We start from the raw sequence: 16,298 nt of genomic DNA on the forward strand, positions 1-16,298 counted from the left end.
CACAATAGATGCCGGGTTTTACGCATCATTTTTCATCCTGTCCGCCAATGTAATCGCATTCGGTAAACGCTTACAATAAAGGTGAAGCTTCACTATAACGTCAACATCGGGGAGGAATTCGCCGTGGAAGTAACCGTAAGCGCTTTGGGAGCTATATGTGCCTTAATCATAGCGATTGTATTGATTCTGAGAAAAGTGCCGCCAGCCTACGGCATGATCGCCGGTGCCTTAATCGGCGGGCTGATTGGCGGTGTCGATATTGCCAGTACGGTCAATCTGATGGTGGAAGGAGCCAAGGGCATTATTCCGGCGGTGCTGAGGATTATGGCAGCGGGCATACTTGCAGGCGTGCTGATCGAGTCAGGAGCCGCATCGTCCATCGCCGAGACCATCGTCAAGAAGCTGGGGGAATCGCGTGCGCTGCTCGCGCTGGCGGTGGCGACGATGATTCTGACCACGGTCGGGGTGTTCGTCGACGTTGCGGTCATTACCGTATCGCCGATTGCGCTGGCTATTGCGAGCCGCGCACAATTGTCCAAAACCGCCATACTGCTGGCGATGATTGGCGGCGGTAAAGCCGGCAACATCATGTCGCCGAATCCGAACGCCATCGCAGCTTCGGATGCATTCGGCATCCCGCTGACATCGATCATGGCTGCAGGGATCATCCCGGCAGTGTTCGGCATTGCGGTGACGTACATGCTGGCCAAGCGAATGGCGAACAAGGGCTCTGCTGTTTCGGACCGGGACATTGAAGCCTCCGGAGACAGCAGAATGCCGACTTTCCTGACGGCCCTGATCGCACCGCTGGTGACGATAGTCCTGCTGGCACTGCGGCCGCTGTTCAACATCAACATTGACCCGATGATCGCGCTGCCCGTTGGCGGACTGATTGGCGCGATCGCGATGGGGAAGGCAAGGAAGATCAACGAGTACGCAATTTCCGGTCTTGGCAAAATGTCGGGCGTCGCCATCATGCTGCTCGGTACAGGGACGCTGGCCGGCATTATCGCCAACTCATCCTTAAGAGATGTCATTATTGACGCGCTGAGCGCATCCGGTCTGCCGGCATATCTGCTGGCACCGATCTCCGGTATCTTCATGTCGGCGGCGACAGCCTCGACAACAGCCGGAACGGCGGTGGCCAGCGGCGTGTTCAGCAGCACCATTCTTGGACTCGGCATATCTGCACTGGCAGGGGCGGCGATGATTCATGCGGGAGCCACGGTGCTCGACCATATGCCGCACGGCAGCTTCTTCCATGCAACAGCTGGAAGTGTGAACATGAATATCAAGGAGCGTCTGAAGCTGGTGCCGTACGAGTCGGCTGTCGGTCTGACGCTGGCGGTGGTTTCAACCCTCCTGTTCGGTGTCTTTAAACTCTGGGGTTAGTGCGCATCGGCGGTTCGGTCATGAAGGAGAATGCCACAAAAAAGGGAGATGTCAACGATGAAGATAGTCATTGCTCCGGATTCGTTCAAGGAGAGCTTGTCCGCGCTGGAGGCGGCGGAGGCGATTGAGAAGGGGTTTCGATCGGTGTTTCCTGATGCCGATTATTATAAAATGCCGATGGCTGATGGAGGCGAGGGAACCGTTCGTTCCCTTGTTGACGCCACGGGCGGCACGATCATGGAACGGGTGGTTACAGGCCCGCTCGGCGAGCCGGCTCAGGCCTTCTTCGGCATCACGGGCGATGGCCGGACCGCGATCATCGAAATGGCCGCTGCTTCGGGCCTGCACCTCGTGCCTGCCGAGCGTCGCAACCCGCTCCTCACCTCAACCCGGGGAACCGGTGAACTGATTCGGTTCGCCCTGGAGGAGGGGGTGGAGCATATGATCATCGGGATTGGCGGAAGCGCCACGAACGATGGCGGGGCGGGGATGGTCCAGGCCTTGGGCGGCAGGCTGCTGGATCGCTCGGGAAGAGAGATTGGCCCCGGAGGCGGCGCGCTTTCCGACCTGCATGAGGTGGATATGTCCGGACTGGATGCCAGACTGGCGGGTGTTCGGATCGAGGTGGCCTGCGATGTGGATAATCCGTTAACGGGACCGCGAGGCGCATCGGCCGTGTTCGGCCCGCAGAAAGGCGCAACTCCGGATATGGTGCAGCTGCTGGATCGGAACCTGTCTCATTTTGCAGATGTAGCAGAGCAAGCGCTTGGCAAGACATTTCGGGAGAAGGAGGGCGCGGGGGCGGCAGGCGGCCTTGGCGCCGGACTGATCGCTTTCCTGAATGCGGATCTGCGGCGGGGAATCGATATCGTCCTGAATGCTTCACGCTTTGAGGACATCGTGAGGGATGCGGATCTGGTCATCACCGGGGAAGGCCGCATCGATCGTCAGACGATCTATGGCAAGACCCCGATCGGAGTTGCCAAGGCCGCGAAGAAGTATGACGTGCCAGTTATCGGGATCGCCGGCTCCTTGTCTGACGACAGCGCCGTCGTCCATGATCACGGCATCGACGCGCTGTTCAGCATCGTGCCCGGAGTGGTTACTTTGCCCGAGGCTTTTGAATCCGCCGCTGTGAATATGGAGCGGACGGCCAGGAACATTGCTGCCTCCATGAAGATGAGCTTGCGTATCACTCGGGCTATACAGTGACGACCCAGTCCAGTCAGGGACTGCAGCCGCCATCAGCACGCTTGAAGCCGCCGCAGTGCGTAATAAGGGGAACACACGGATGATGAGGAGCCTGCGGGGAACCGCGGGTTCTTTGTCATTTCTTCATGTTTTTCGTGCCAGTAAATGTTATATTCTCTATAGTCATGTGGAAGCCTACGAAGGATCAGATGAGATCGTCTTTTTAGTTCGGATTGTAGATAAAAGCCTAAGGTCACTGGTTAGGCAGAGGCCGAAGCAGGGTTATAGTTGAATAAGCATAAGCACATGGAAGGCATGGCCTGTCCGTGCCTTAGGGAAAGGAAGATTCGATGACGGATAAGGACGTTGGAACTGACAAGCGTGCAGGATGGAATCTGGATAACAGTTATGCCGGCCTGCCGGAGGTGATGTTCAGCAGGCAGGAACCGGAGCCAGTGGCATCGCCGAGGCTGGTGGTATTGAATGACTCGCTGGCGGCATCGCTCGGACTGGATGCTGCGGCGCTGAGAGTGAAGGATGGTGTAGAAGTGTTCGCCGGCAACCGGATACCGGAGGGGGCGGAGCCGCTCGCGCAAGCGTATGCGGGCCATCAGTTCGGTTATTTCACCAAGCTGGGGGACGGTCGTGCCGTGCTGCTCGGCGAGCAGCTGACTCCGCAGGGCGAGCGTGTGGATATTCAGCTGAAAGGGTCCGGCAGAACCCCGTACTCCCGCCAAGGGGATGGCCGGGCTGCGCTCGGCCCGATGCTGCGCGAATATATTATCAGTGAAGCGATGCACGCGCTTGGCATCCCGACGACGCGCAGTCTGGCGGTGGTAACGACCGGTGAGCCCGTCTTCCGCGAGACGGAGCTGCCTGGGGCGATTCTGACCCGCGTGGCGGAGAGTCATATTCGCGTCGGGACGTTTCAATATGCGGCCCGCTGGGGGACGGTGGAAGATTTGCGCGCGCTCGCGGATTATACGTGGCAGCGGCATTATGCGGATCGGGACCCTGGAGAGAACCGCTACGTATCGCTGATCCGGGAAGTAAGCGAGCGGCAGGCATCCCTGATCGCCAAGTGGCAGCTTGTCGGGTTTATTCACGGCGTTATGAATACCGATAATATGACGCTGAGCGGAGAGACAATTGATTACGGCCCCTGCGCCTTCATGGACATCTACGATCCGGCGACGGTGTTCAGCTCAATCGACACCCAAGGGAGATATGCGTACGGCAACCAGCCGGAGATCGGGGGCTGGAATCTGGCCCGCTTGGCCGAGGCGCTGCTGCCGCTGCTGCACGAGGACGAGGCGCAGGCGATTGCCATGGCAGAGGAGGCGCTGGGCCATTATGTGGACAGCTTCCATCGCCACTGGCTGGACGGCATGAGAGCGAAGCTGGGGTTATTCCATGCAGAGCCGGAGGACGAAGCGCTGGTGAAGCGCCTGCTTCAAGTGATGTACAAGCAGCGTGCTGACTACACCAATACGTTCCGGGCATTAAGTCTGGCCGAGCCGGAGAAGACTGTGCTGGCTGACATTGACGCATTCCAGGAGTGGTACAGCCAGTGGCAGTCCCGGTTAAGCAGGCAGGAGGAGTCTGCGGAGTCGGCCTATCAGCGGATGCGTCAGCACAATCCGTCCGTCATCCCGCGGAATCACCGGGTCGAGGAGGCACTTTCGGCAGCCGTGGAGCAAGGCGATTACCGTGTGATGCAGCAGCTCCTAAACGCACTGGCGCAGCCGTATGCTTATTTGCCCGAGCAGGAGACGTATTGCCGCGTTCCGGATCCATCCGGAAGGCCGTATCGCACTTATTGCGGTACGTAACTGATCCTCATGCAACACAATAAAGGGCCGTTTGCCTATGAGGCAAGCGGCCTTATTTGTATGAAACGTTCGTTCCTTATTTGTATGAAACGTTCGTTCCTTATTTGTATGAAACGTTCGTTCCTTATTTTGTATGAAACGTTCCTTATTGCGGAGATGGAGCTTACGTGCAGATGAAGTTAGTTGTGCAGTCAACGCTTATTGTGCGGATCGTTCAGATTATGCAGACGGCGTATGTCGTACTGATAATACGATGATGCAGAAGATTCTATGGAGAAATTCCCTGGCATGGCGCTAGTCCGCGATTTTGTAGCTGGGTCCGATGACATCAATGCGATTCGTCCATATGCCTCCGGTATACCCGTCCGGCAGCCGCTCAAGATCCTCCAAGGTGTCATAGCCCTCTGACCATTCGCCGTCGCCTCCCACGAGAATGACGCGTGTATTTACCTTCTCCATCCGGCTCAGGAATTTGTCCGGCCACCCCCATAGAAGACGTGCATATTTCTCGGGAATATGCAGCTGCGTGTTCCGGCACACGGCAGGGACGTACCCGGTCCAGCCCGCCCCTTCATAGGAGATGAGACAGCTTTTTAAGGTTTCTTTGGACATGGCCCGAACGGTGGGCAGCTCATTTTTTAACGTGTAGACCGGCATATCTCCCCCGTATACCGACAGGCGGCTGCGCTGCTCGGCAGGCAACCGGCGCAGAAATTCGGCGAGAAGAGCGCCTTCCTCGGGATCGTTGCTTTTGATATGCAGAAGGAACTCTCCTTCAGGGATGTCGCGCAGCACCTCGTCCAGCGAGGGCATAAGTCCAATTCCTTTTCCTCGGAACGGGTAGGTCTTACCGCCGTCAGCCGTGTATCCGTAACCGATATCCAGCTGCTTCAGCTCCTCCATCGTATAATCCTTGATCGCGCCGGCAGCTTCGGTTCGGCAATCGAGGGATGCATCATGGAACACCGCAAACTGCTGATCCTTGGTCATCTGGATATCCAGCTCGACGATGTCGGCGCCCGCCTCAAAGGCGGCCTTCATCGACGGGATCGTATTCTCCAGATAGGGGTGCTCCGGCTCGAATATCCACTCTGCCGTACAAGTGTCCGCTTCGATTCCCTCCATCGGGAAGGTCTGCCCAAGGCCGCGATGGGCCAGCAGCAGCGGCTCGCTGTCAGGGCTTTTTGTAAATATGGATGTATTATTGAGAAATAGAAACCCTGCTATCATGATGCCCACAAGCAAGAACTTTCGCGTTATTTTCCACTTTTTTTGTTTACGCACAGTATGATCCTCCTGAAACCAATTGAAATGTACGGTATGATAGAAATAGATTCTTCTTATGATGGTAGTGATTTTGGCAGCTTACTCAATAGATGAACTATAATAATTGCATGATAATTGATGGCGAATCATTCGCTGACGGCAGGAACAGGAGGGAAAAGGATGGATAGGTCCTCCTTTTTGATGGTGGAACGGGGCAATCCCTATGAACATGGAGATGTTATATTGCTGACCCGGCCGGTGACGGTGCTTGGCCGAAGAGGGACACAAGGGGCGCCGGATGTTTCCTTTGATAATATCTATGTATCTCGGAGGCATGCGGCCATAATCTACCGGGACGGCGGTTTCTTCATTCAGGACTTGGAGAGCAAGCATGGTACCTTCGTCAACCAGCGGCGGCTCGCACCGGGCGAAGAGGTTCCGCTGGCCAGCGGGGATTCCCTGGCGCTTGCGCGGGATATGGTAGCCCTCCGATTCTCGGTGCTCAGCACAGATGAGACGATGGACATGACCCCGTTTATGAAACAGCTGGCGTTGACGGAGAGCGGAGCGATCCGGCTCGATCCCTACAAGCAGGAGCTGATCTTCCGCGGGGAGACGTATGCTTTTTCCGAGAAGGAGTTCAAATGTGTGGAGCTGCTGTTTCATCATAAAGGGCAGTTTGTATCGAAGGAGCAGGTGAAGCTCTCGGTCTGGCCGGAGCGAAGCTATGGGGAGGATGAAATTCCGGATGTCAGCACGGAGGAGCTGAATGCGCTCATCTACCGGGTCCGGAAGAAAACAAAGGATTTGTTCCAGATTGAGAGCATCCGTGGCCGAGGATATATTCTGGACGTGGAAGAAGAGCAATGAGGTTGTGCCAGGGCAATGATATTCGGGACGCCATACATGTGACAAGCGGTTGAACAGGGGAGCGTTGTAGACGGTATTTCCTCTGGTGCGGATAGGCGGTTTCGGTGTTCGTTCACTCCGGCGGCTCTCCATTGCCGAACTACGGAAGTGTTCTTGTGCGCATTGGGTATACTTGGTGGAGTTGCGGGTTTGGTGATTTGGTGTTAGGTGTTTGGTGTTCGGGGGCTGACCTCCGTCTTGTGGTTATATGAATCACCGTATGGTGGATTTGTATGATTATTCGTACATAACACACCTTTATTCGATGAAATGGGCCGTTTTATATGATTCGTCACACAAAATTGGAGCTTTATATGAGCTGACAGGATATTTGTATGATAAATCGTACAAATGGATTGTCATCGCTGGATGTAGCATAGGCTTTGTACGATACATCGTACAAAGTCACCTGTGGCGCAGCACGCCCCGATCCTTCTGCCTGAGCAGGAGTGAGCGGGGCGTTGTTACTGTGCTGTGGCCTGTTTCCGTGTCGTGCACCCTATTAGCGTGCTATGCGCCTTGTTCATCTGCCTTGTCCCTGTCCTCGTTAATGCTCCTGTTTAGGCGTTGTGTCCCTGTTAATGAGCCGGGCTGCGGTCAACTTCCATTCGGGGAGTCTTCCCTGACGATGCCGACATAATCTCCAGCCTCGCCCGGGCATTTCTTCAACCGAGAACATGTTCCTTTTAAAAGTTGTCAACAATATTCATGACGAAACCGGGTTTTCCTTTCGTTGAGCCTTGGGTCACTATGTCTTAACATAGAGATGTCAGAGTTTCAAGACCACACATAAGGTTCAATTCATCATACAGGAGGTTAATATAATGTCCAACGAGACAAATAAAAACGCTTCCGGCGGCATTCGAGTCAAAGTACAGCAGCTCGGCCGTCTCCTGAGCGGCATGGTAATGCCTAACATCGGGGCGTTTATCGCTTGGGGACTCATTACCGCGCTGTTCATTCCAGACGGATGGTTCCCGAATGAAGCGTTTGCAAGCCTTGTCGGCCCGATGATCAACTATCTGCTCCCGCTCTTGATCGGTTATACCGGCGGACAGATGATCCACGGCAAGCGCGGTGCGGTTATCGGTGCGATTGCAACGATCGGGGTGATTGTAGGCTCGGACATTCCGATGTTCCTCGGCGCCATGATTGTAGGTCCGATTGCGGCCTGGATCTTGAAGCAATTCGACAAACTGGTTGACGGCAAAATCAAATCCGGTTTTGAAATGCTGGTCAACAACTTCTCGCTGGGGATCATCGGTGGCGTTCTGCTCCTCATATCCTACAGCGGTATCGGCCCGCTGGTTCAGGGCATCACAAGAGTTCTTGCCTCCGGCGTGGATGTTCTTGTCAATGCGAACCTGCTCCCGCTGGTCAACATCATCATTGAGCCGGCGAAGATTCTGTTCTTGAATAACGCAATCAATCACGGGATATTGAACCCGATCGCGGCGGAAGAATCCGCACGTCTGGGCAAATCGATTCTGTTCATGCTGGAATCGAACCCAGGACCGGGCCTTGGTATTCTGCTGGCCTTCTGGCTGGTGGGCCGCGGTTCGGCGAAATCCTCGGCGCCAGGTGCGGTTGTGATTCACTTCTTCGGCGGGATTCATGAGATTTACTTCCCTTACATTCTGATGAAGCCGGTTCTGATTCTTGCGGCGATTGCTGGTGGTGTATCCGGTACATTCACCTTCCAGCTCCTCGGTGCAGCGCTTAACGGACCGCCATCCCCGGGCAGCATCATTGCCTATCTGACTCTGGCGCCTAAAGGCGGGCTGATTCCGGTTCTGGCCGGTGTGCTGGTAGCAACAATCGTCTCCTTCCTGGTTGCGGCTGTGCTGCTTAGAACAGGCAAGAAGGATGAGGAAGAGCTTGATCTGCAAGAAGCTTCTGCGAAGATGAAAGAGATGAAGACCGGCGGCATGAACGATCAGGTTGCTCCTGCATCGGCAGCGGTTGCGAACGCACAGAAGGAGAATGTTAACAAAATCGTATTTGCATGCGACGCAGGAATGGGTTCAAGTGCCATGGGCGCTTCTGTTCTCAGAAAGAAACTGCAGCAGGCGGGTGTCGATATCACCGTCACGAATTCCGCGGTCAGCGAAATTCCGGATGATGCCGATATTGTTATTACACAGAAGACGCTGACGGATCGGGCGATTGCCAAAAATCCGAATGCCGAGCATATTTCGATTGACAACTTCCTGAAGAGCCCAAGATACGACGAGCTCGTAGAACGCTTGAAGGATAAATCATAATCCATGCCTTATGACACGCTGGCGCGTATGTGCCGGCGTTGTCTCCATTTCATGAGAAGAGGGGGGCAAGAATCCTGGGACAATTAACTGCTAGACAACGCCAGATCCTTCTGCTTTTGCTGAATAGAACCGAAGGGATGACCGCTGCTGAGATCGCCTCCGACATTGGCGTGAGCGTTAGAACGGTTCATCGGGAAATGGAAGAGATCGAAAGCGGGCTGCAGGGAGTCGGGGTTCTGCTTCACAAGAAGTCGGGAACAGGTATCCGGCTGGAGGGGAGTTCCCCCGAAGCGGTCACCGGCTTGAGGGAGCGTCTTCTGGCCGGCATGCCTGCCGACTATTCAGCCGAGGAGCGCAAGGTGCTTATTCTCTGCGCGCTGCTGGAGGCGGATGAGCCGATCAAGCTGTTTGCCCTTGGGCACAGCCTGAAGGTAACGGTAGGAACGATCAGCAATGATCTGGATGAGCTGGAGTCCTGGCTGGCCCGGTTTGAGCTGCAGGTGATCCGGCGCAGAGGGTACGGTGTCGAACTGGAGGGGACCGAGACCGAAAGGCGGCGGGCCATCTGCCGCTTAGCCTCTGAATATTTGGATTATTCGGATCTAATCGGGGATGGGGAAGCGAATCATCTTCAGCCGGTGACCGCGCGGCTATTGACGATGATTGGCAAGCCAGTCCTCCTGGATGTGGAAAGAAGTCTGTGGGATATGGACTGGGGCTGGACCGAGCGGCTTAACGAAAATGTATACACGCAGCTTCTGATCGCACTGTCCGTAGCGGTCAGCCGAATTCGCCAAAGGCATGATCTGGAAGTAACCGATCCAGTGACTGAAGATGCCCGCACGCCGCCTATGACAGAGGGGGCGCGGCAGTTTGCCGACAGGCTTCAGAAGACGCTGGGGCTATCGATGTCAGAGGCCGAGACGGCGCATATTTCAAGGCTGTTCGACGAGGCGAGGGAGCAGTCGGAAGGAACCGAATTGCCCCATGTCGATGTGGAGACGATGGAAATCGTCCATCGGCTGGTTGAGGCGGTTAGCAGGCGCACGGGCTTTCCGTTCGGGGAGGATCGCACGCTTCGGGACGGACTTGTGGAGCATGTCGGCAATGCCGTGAAGAGGCTGCGCGAAGGAACGCGCATCCGCAATCCGCTGCTCAGTCCGATCCGCAAGGATTACGAAGAACTGTTTACGGTCGCAAGACAATCGGTGGATGAGATTACGCAGGGGCTTGACGTGCCCGATGAGGAGATCGGCTTTCTCGTGATGCACTTCGGTGCCTCCATGGAACGTCTCAACCAGCTGGGCCACCATCTGAAGGCGATTCTCGTATGCTCCAGCGGGCTCAGCTCGTCGAGGCTGCTCGGGATTCGGTTATCCAAGGAGATGCCGCAGATTGAGGTGCTTGGCAATGCTTCCTGGTATGAGGCGGCCCGCATTCCGGAGGACGACTATGATCTGATCATCTCTACAATCGACCTCCCGCTGCCAGGCGAGAAGTATATCAAGTTAAGTCCTCTGCTGACGGCCGAGGACAAGGAGAAGCTGCTTCAGTATATACAGAATGAGGTTGCTCCCGCCGGGAGCAGACCGGTCATCAAGCGGGAAGAACAGCGGAAGACCGCCTCGCTGGAGCGCCTGCGGTCCCAGGCGCTGCTATTGAATGAGGTCGTGTCCCTGCTCGATGACTTCCATGTGCATCAGCTGGATAACCGGCCTCGGGATTTGGAGGGGACTCTGGCTGCGGCTTTGGCTATACTAAGCAAGCAAGGCGCAGTCAGCAATGCGGCGCATGTCAAGGCGCGCCTGCTGGAGCGGGAGCGGATGGGCACTCAGCTGATCCCCGACACCGCGCTGGCTCTGTTCCACACGCGCAGCCGGGAGGTTGCGAAACCTTCATTGTCTCTGTTCAGACTGGCCGCTCCCGTGCCGCTTGAAGACGGGGCGGAAGCGCGGGTCATTCTGATGATGCTGGCGCCTAAGAAGCTTCCGAAGGAGAGTCTTGAGGTGCTTAGCGAGATTAGTGCGATGCTGCTGGGCACCGAGCTGATTGAACTGATGGAGCGGGGCGGGGAGGAAGAGATCAAGTCTTATCTAGCCGAAGAGCTGCAGCTGTTTTTTCGTGACTGACCATATAATCAACTTACAGAAAGAGGGAGAAACAATGAGCAACATACTGTCGAAAGATAAAGTGATTCTGAATGGTACGGCACAAGACAAAACCGAGGCGATCCGCATGGCGGGCGAGCTGCTTGTGAAAGCAGGTCATGTGTCGGCCGATTATGTAGACAAAATGCTGGAGCGCGAAGAGATTGCCTCCACGTATATGGGGGGCGGACTGGCGATTCCTCATGGTACGAAAGAAGCCAAGAGCATGGTGGCTTCGACGGGGCTGTCGATCGTTCGTTTTCCGGAGGGTGTTGATTTTGGCGGCGATGAGCCGGCCTTTGTGGTTATCGGGATTGCCGCAGCGGGTGGCGACCATATGGAAATTCTGACGAATGTCGCGATGATCTTCACCGATGATGAGAGCATCGGCAAGGTGATGGACGCTACAACCGAGGAGGAGATCCTTGCCATCTTCGAAGGGGGCATGGGAGCATGAAGGCGGTCCACTTTGGAGCGGGGAATATCGGGCGCGGCTTCATCGGACTGCTGCTGTCACAGGCAGGATATGAGGTCTGCTTCCTTGATGTGAATGAGGGACTTGTGTCCGAACTGAAGCAGCGCGGGGAGTATCCGGTAACGCTCGCCAGCGAAGGCCAAGAGACTACGATTGTAAAAGGGGTCACCGCGCTGAATAGTGCCGCTGAGCCTGAAGCGGCGGCGCGCGCGGTTGCGGAGGCGGACCTGGTCACAACGGCCGTCGGGGTCAACATCCTTAAATTTATCGCTCCGACGATTGCCGAGGGATTAAAGCTCCGGGCGCAGTCCGAAGCAGCGCCGCTGCATGTCATCGCCTGCGAAAACGCCATTGGCGGAAGCACGCAGCTGAAGGAGCATGTCTACGGGCTGTTGGATGAGAGAACGAAGGCATGGGCGGACCGGGTAGTGGCTTTCCCTGATGCAGCTGTTGACCGCATCGTTCCGCTGCAGCAGCACGAGGATCGTCTCAAGGTGGTTGTTGAGCCGTTCTATGAGTGGGCGGTGGACCGTTCGCAAATGCTGGAGGGCTTCGTGCCTGTGGAGGGCGTGCATTATGTTGATCGCCTGGAGCCTTACATCGAACGCAAGCTGTTCACGGTGAATACCGGCCACTGCTCGGCGGCCTATGTAGGTTTTCTGAAAGGCTATGCAACGATTCAGGAAGCGATGAAGGATGAAGAAGTGGCCGGGCATGTCCGTGCCGTGCTGGAGGAGACAGGCGCGGCGCTGATCCACAAGCATGGCTTCGATCAGGCGGAGCACCAGGCCTACATCCGTACGATTCTGGAACGGTTTGCGAACCCGGCGCTCACAGATGAAGTGTCCCGTGTAGGACGCTCCCCAATCCGCAAGCTGTCCCCTGGAGATCGGCTCGTTTCCCCGGCAATGCTGGCTTTTGAGAGCGGGCTATCCTATAAGAGCCTGGCAAAATCGATGGCGGCAGCGCTGCTGTTCGACGTCCCTGGAGACCCGGAAAGCGTGGAACTGCAGGCCTCTGTGAAAGAAATCGGAGCCAGCGATACCGCGTCCAAATATACCGGCATTGCAGGAGAGCATCCGATTATGGGCGAGCTGATGAGCCAATATGAAGAGCTGCAAGCCGCGGTATCATAAACGATCGAATTGAACGAAGCCCCTTGATTCCATTGTCATGGATCAGGGGGCTTCTTTTAGTGTGGAGTTGTAATCATGAGTGAAGCGGGAAATCGACAGGATAAGCGTAGAAAATAAAACGCTCCGGTGCGTTCCCCAGGTATCGGAACGGATAGCAAGTGGAGACAACTAGCACCTCTGTGCCCATCGGGCGAATGACAGTGGTGTCGTCTTTATCTACAATATCCGTGCTCTGAATTTCATATTCGAACACCCCGTAGGGCAGCTTCACCACAAAACGGTCGCCTACGGACAGTTGGTCAAAATCGCGAAACACGGTGTCGCGATGCCCGGACAGCAGAATCTGCTCGTTGTCCGATGGAAGGGCGGTCGAAGTATAGTGGCCGACTCCGCGCTCAAGCATTTCATCATCCGTTCCCTCGACAATCGGAAGCTCTACGTCAAGCTGGGGAACATACAGCACACCGATGGCTTCGCCCAGCTCCGGCCGAAATTCGGTTCTGTCCATAAGCGGCCCGAATTGCGTTCCCTCAATGAAATTCTCCGCAAGCAAATCCCAGTTGGAGCTACTGCTTGGCTTTTCCCCGCTGCTGCGCAGCGTCGGGGAATGGAAAGAGACCTTCACCCGTTGGTATGACTGCTCACCAAGCATTCGGGCAACTGAAATTGGGTTTAGCCGTTGGTGTCAGCAGTTACAGAGCTGGTATTCAACCGACACAGACTATCTCTTTGAATTGTCAACCACTAATTTTTAGATTGAGTCTTTTAATCATTGAAGCTTTTTTATATGCCTAAAACGCCGACATAGAATGTAGAAACAGAGATTCGCTCAAGAGGAGTCCGATCGCGTATCAAGGTTCACTTTATTTCCGTTCTTGTTATCCATAATTCTTCTATATTTTCGATATTATGTTTCTGTAAGTATTCTTTGGTTCGTTCCTCCAACCCAGCTATGGCTTTGATCCAATTCGAATTATCTAGACCTAAATTTTGAATGCCAAGCTCCTTCGTCTCTAACCATTCATGATTTAAAATGGAGAATTGTCTAATGATCCCCTTTAATTCTTTATCCACAATGGTTTCATTAATCTCTGAAAAAAACAAAGCGATCTTCTGAGCATTCAAGGACGACAAACTGTAGGCAAAGTCCTCCTCTTTATAATCAAGTTTCACAGCCCGAGTCGCATTTTCTAAAATAATTCGTGAAATGGTTTCATTATTATAAGCCAATAGGTATGCCTGATCCGAAGACAGGGCACCCGTGCCTAAAATTGCCTCATAAATGTTGTTATTCTCATATAAGATTGTATTTAAAGACTGAAGATTTTGCATAATATCGCTTGAAATATAGGATTTATATTTTGCCTTGGCCTGATATTGGGTAATTGCTGCTATCATTAAGCAAATAATAAGTGCCGTCACGAATAAGCCTTTAATTTTGCTTTTATTCACATACCTATTCATATTTATCAAATCACCTCTGAATGTGTTAGTTACTTATAAGATATTCAGCATGACAGCAAAAATACGGCGACTATCTAGTCGCCGTCGTATTAGGCAGTTTATTTTGAAACATTATATTTAAAACTAACATCTTTACTACTTGAATTATACAATAATCCATCATAGTAAACATCCCATTTTGCTTTCATTACGCCGTTAGCTGTTGCAGAAGTTCCAGTCGAACTCTCATATTGAACTGTAGTTTGCAATAATAAATGATGACCAGTGTTAGCTCCAGAAATATCAGTATACTTAAACATCTGATGATTCCCTGAATTAGCACTTTCAACAACTGTTGGATTAGAGTTCAATTTAATATTAGTAGTCCCTAATTTTATAGTCTTATTGGTTCCTGTATCTATGATCGCATTTATCCATCCTGTAATTTCACTTATTGAAGGTAGGGCAGGAAGTGCAGTTGACCATGCCTTTTCTGCAATTTTCATTACGAGTGATGATCCAGTACTATAGCCGGAAAGTCTTCCATCTACGATGGCGTTAACAATTGTAGATTTTGCTCCAACACCTGTGCTTAATTTCACGTTTCTATAACGAAATGGATTATCTACATTTCTATTAGTGGTTCCATTTATAGTGACATGCTCTGCAATCTTAAAACTATTTGTCCACGTTGATTGATTGTTCACATCAAGCGCCTTCCACGAACCATAGGGTAGAGACCATGCTTGTACATAATCAGAACCGATATAGAACGACTTATAATATGTTGTGGTGTGGGTCCAGTCCGAGAAATAACCCACCGCATTTGGAGAAATTATTGATTTTTGAACTCCAAGTTGGTTCATTAATTTCTCATTCGTTGGAATTTCTTTATCCTCAAAAGGCTTAATTACATTAATAAACCAGAAAAAATCCTTTTCCGTTGCAATTCTCTCATCACTATCAATACTAATTGTTCTCAGCTTCTCTGGTATGTCTAATTCAAACAACAATATATTCCCTTTATTATCTGTTAAATATAATTTTAAATGAGGTGTTTGTTCGTATTCTTGGCTTGTAATAACTTTATCGGGAGAAGAGTCGTTATATATATCAAAAAGAAGTATTTCAAAGTTACCATTTCTATCCTTAAGATCCCCTACAACACTATTAATAAAATCTTGTCTTTTGTAACTATTATAAAGATATCCTTCAGCAAACATTTCATACTCTTGGTTACCATAGCTAATATTAGCATTTAAGCGAAGATTGTTCTCATGAAGATCAACACTATCTATCTTTATTTCTGCGTTTTTTTCAAGGTTTTTGAGTATATCAGGAGAACTATCTGGTGTTCCATAAAGTTCATTAAACTTGTCTACAGACACAACAATCCCTGATCCAGAAAGTTCGCTAGAAGTATCCTTTTCAGCGTAGGAAGAGATGGTAGAAGAAAGCGTTACTAGAACAAGCAATAAGGTAATAGCAATTTTTTTCACAAAATTCATCTCCTACTCTTAATATTGTGGCTTTGTTTCCACTAGTTCTATAGGGGTATCAACTGATGCTTCCAAAAAATCAAATGAACATTACACTAAACGTTATCGTACAAAACCTCCTTCCCAAGTCTAAAGCAGATATAATCTATAAATTCATTTTCTATTATAATATAAATTACCATTGGAGTAAATAATATAAATTATTGGGATTTTATGGTTTTCTCTTAAAATAAGAATATAATTACAGAATCATAGAAACAGCAACCAAGGCCAGAGTGAACTGTGACCTAGTTGAAATAAACCGCCTAGAGCTGTAGCTAGCAAGCAGATGACCTCTGAAATCATCGAGGGTCATCCTTATTAATGTCCACTGGTATCTTTCTGAGTTGTAATAGCTTATGTATTCCTTCACTTGCACTCTCACTTCATCAATAGTGTGGCAGTCGCTAAAATCAACGTCGTCTTTCAAGCGACCGAAGAATGATTCCATTGGGGCGTTGTCCCAGCAATTTCCTTTGCGCGACATCGACTGCTTAAATCCTTCATCAGCAATAAAAAGACGAGTTTTAGGATGCGTGTAATGCATCCCTTGGTCAGAGTGCAGGATCGCTACTGGATGAATGTTTCCATCTAATCGCTCTAAAAAGATGTTGTAATGTCTGCTCGACAATCGGAAGTCCGAGTGTTGCTGTCACGTTGTCGGCAAGGATCGGCAATTGTTGTGACACGATATAAATAAACTTG

Annotated in this window: 13 protein-coding genes; 8 read left to right on the top strand and 5 right to left on the bottom strand. The window is 52.1% G+C overall.

Annotated elements, in window-relative coordinates; all coding sequences use genetic code 11:
* Window positions 1-123: 123 nt before the first annotated feature.
* The 3 genes from MKX64_RS11045 to MKX64_RS11055 all read left to right on the top strand — a co-directional run bounded on the left by MKX64_RS11045 (window position 124) and on the right by MKX64_RS11055 (window position 4,415).
* Window positions 124-1,392: a GntP family permease gene (locus MKX64_RS11045; protein WP_095265125.1), complete on the top strand. Its 1,269-nt coding sequence runs from the start codon at window positions 124-126 to the stop codon at window positions 1,390-1,392.
* Between the two features lie 57 nt (window positions 1,393-1,449).
* On the top strand, window positions 1,450-2,604 hold the full coding sequence (locus MKX64_RS11050; protein ID WP_341035806.1) for a glycerate kinase: 1,155 nt from the start codon (window positions 1,450-1,452) through the stop codon (window positions 2,602-2,604).
* A 329-nt stretch (window positions 2,605-2,933) separates the two neighbouring features.
* Window positions 2,934-4,415, top strand: a complete 1,482-nt coding sequence (locus MKX64_RS11055; protein ID WP_341035808.1) for a protein adenylyltransferase SelO — start codon at window positions 2,934-2,936, stop codon at window positions 4,413-4,415.
* Between the two features lie 294 nt (window positions 4,416-4,709).
* Here MKX64_RS11055 and MKX64_RS11060 read toward each other — a convergent pair whose 3' ends face one another.
* Window positions 4,710-5,699, bottom strand: coding sequence for a glycerophosphodiester phosphodiesterase family protein (locus MKX64_RS11060; RefSeq protein ID WP_244908145.1), 990 nt, complete (start codon window positions 5,697-5,699; stop codon window positions 4,710-4,712).
* A gap of 162 nt (window positions 5,700-5,861) precedes the next feature.
* On the opposite strand from MKX64_RS11060, the gene MKX64_RS11065 reads away from it, so the two are divergent.
* The 5 genes from MKX64_RS11065 to MKX64_RS11085 all read left to right on the top strand — a co-directional run bounded on the left by MKX64_RS11065 (window position 5,862) and on the right by MKX64_RS11085 (window position 12,612).
* Window positions 5,862-6,551: an FHA domain-containing protein gene (locus tag MKX64_RS11065; protein ID WP_095265105.1), complete on the top strand. Its 690-nt coding sequence runs from the start codon at window positions 5,862-5,864 to the stop codon at window positions 6,549-6,551.
* Between the two features lie 863 nt (window positions 6,552-7,414).
* On the top strand, window positions 7,415-8,854 hold the full coding sequence (locus MKX64_RS11070; protein ID WP_095265104.1) for a PTS mannitol transporter subunit IICB: 1,440 nt from the start codon (window positions 7,415-7,417) through the stop codon (window positions 8,852-8,854).
* A gap of 116 nt (window positions 8,855-8,970) precedes the next feature.
* Window positions 8,971-10,983, top strand: coding sequence for a BglG family transcription antiterminator (locus MKX64_RS11075; RefSeq protein ID WP_230875789.1), 2,013 nt, complete (start codon window positions 8,971-8,973; stop codon window positions 10,981-10,983).
* Window positions 10,984-11,017: 34 nt separating this feature from the next.
* Window positions 11,018-11,458: a PTS sugar transporter subunit IIA gene (locus MKX64_RS11080; RefSeq protein ID WP_095265103.1), complete on the top strand. Its 441-nt coding sequence runs from the start codon at window positions 11,018-11,020 to the stop codon at window positions 11,456-11,458.
* Window positions 11,455-12,612, top strand: a complete 1,158-nt coding sequence (locus MKX64_RS11085) for a mannitol-1-phosphate 5-dehydrogenase (protein ID WP_095265102.1) — start codon at window positions 11,455-11,457, stop codon at window positions 12,610-12,612. Before MKX64_RS11080 ends, MKX64_RS11085 begins: the two co-directional genes overlap by 4 nt.
* 73 nt (window positions 12,613-12,685) lie before the next feature.
* Here MKX64_RS11085 and MKX64_RS11090 read toward each other — a convergent pair whose 3' ends face one another.
* The 4 genes from MKX64_RS11090 to MKX64_RS11105 form a co-directional block, all read right to left on the bottom strand.
* Entirely contained in the window at window positions 12,686-13,237 is a 552-nt protein-coding gene (locus MKX64_RS11090) for a class D sortase (RefSeq protein WP_255223097.1), read from the bottom strand.
* Window positions 13,238-13,470: 233 nt separating this feature from the next.
* Window positions 13,471-14,076 (bottom strand): hypothetical protein, encoded by a 606-nt coding sequence (locus tag MKX64_RS11095; protein WP_095399200.1) that lies wholly within the window; start codon window positions 14,074-14,076, stop codon window positions 13,471-13,473.
* A gap of 98 nt (window positions 14,077-14,174) precedes the next feature.
* Window positions 14,175-15,554: a hypothetical protein gene (locus MKX64_RS11100; protein WP_095399201.1), complete on the bottom strand. Its 1,380-nt coding sequence runs from the start codon at window positions 15,552-15,554 to the stop codon at window positions 14,175-14,177.
* A 241-nt stretch (window positions 15,555-15,795) separates the two neighbouring features.
* Window positions 15,796-16,140, bottom strand: coding sequence for an IS3 family transposase (locus tag MKX64_RS11105; protein WP_445670835.1), 345 nt, complete (start codon window positions 16,138-16,140; stop codon window positions 15,796-15,798).
* Between the last annotated feature and the right edge of the window lie 158 nt (window positions 16,141-16,298).

It is taken from the genome of Paenibacillus sp. FSL M8-0334, assembly GCF_038000405.1.
GTDB lineage: Bacteria > Bacillota > Bacilli > Paenibacillales > Paenibacillaceae > Paenibacillus_AQ > Paenibacillus_AQ campinasensis.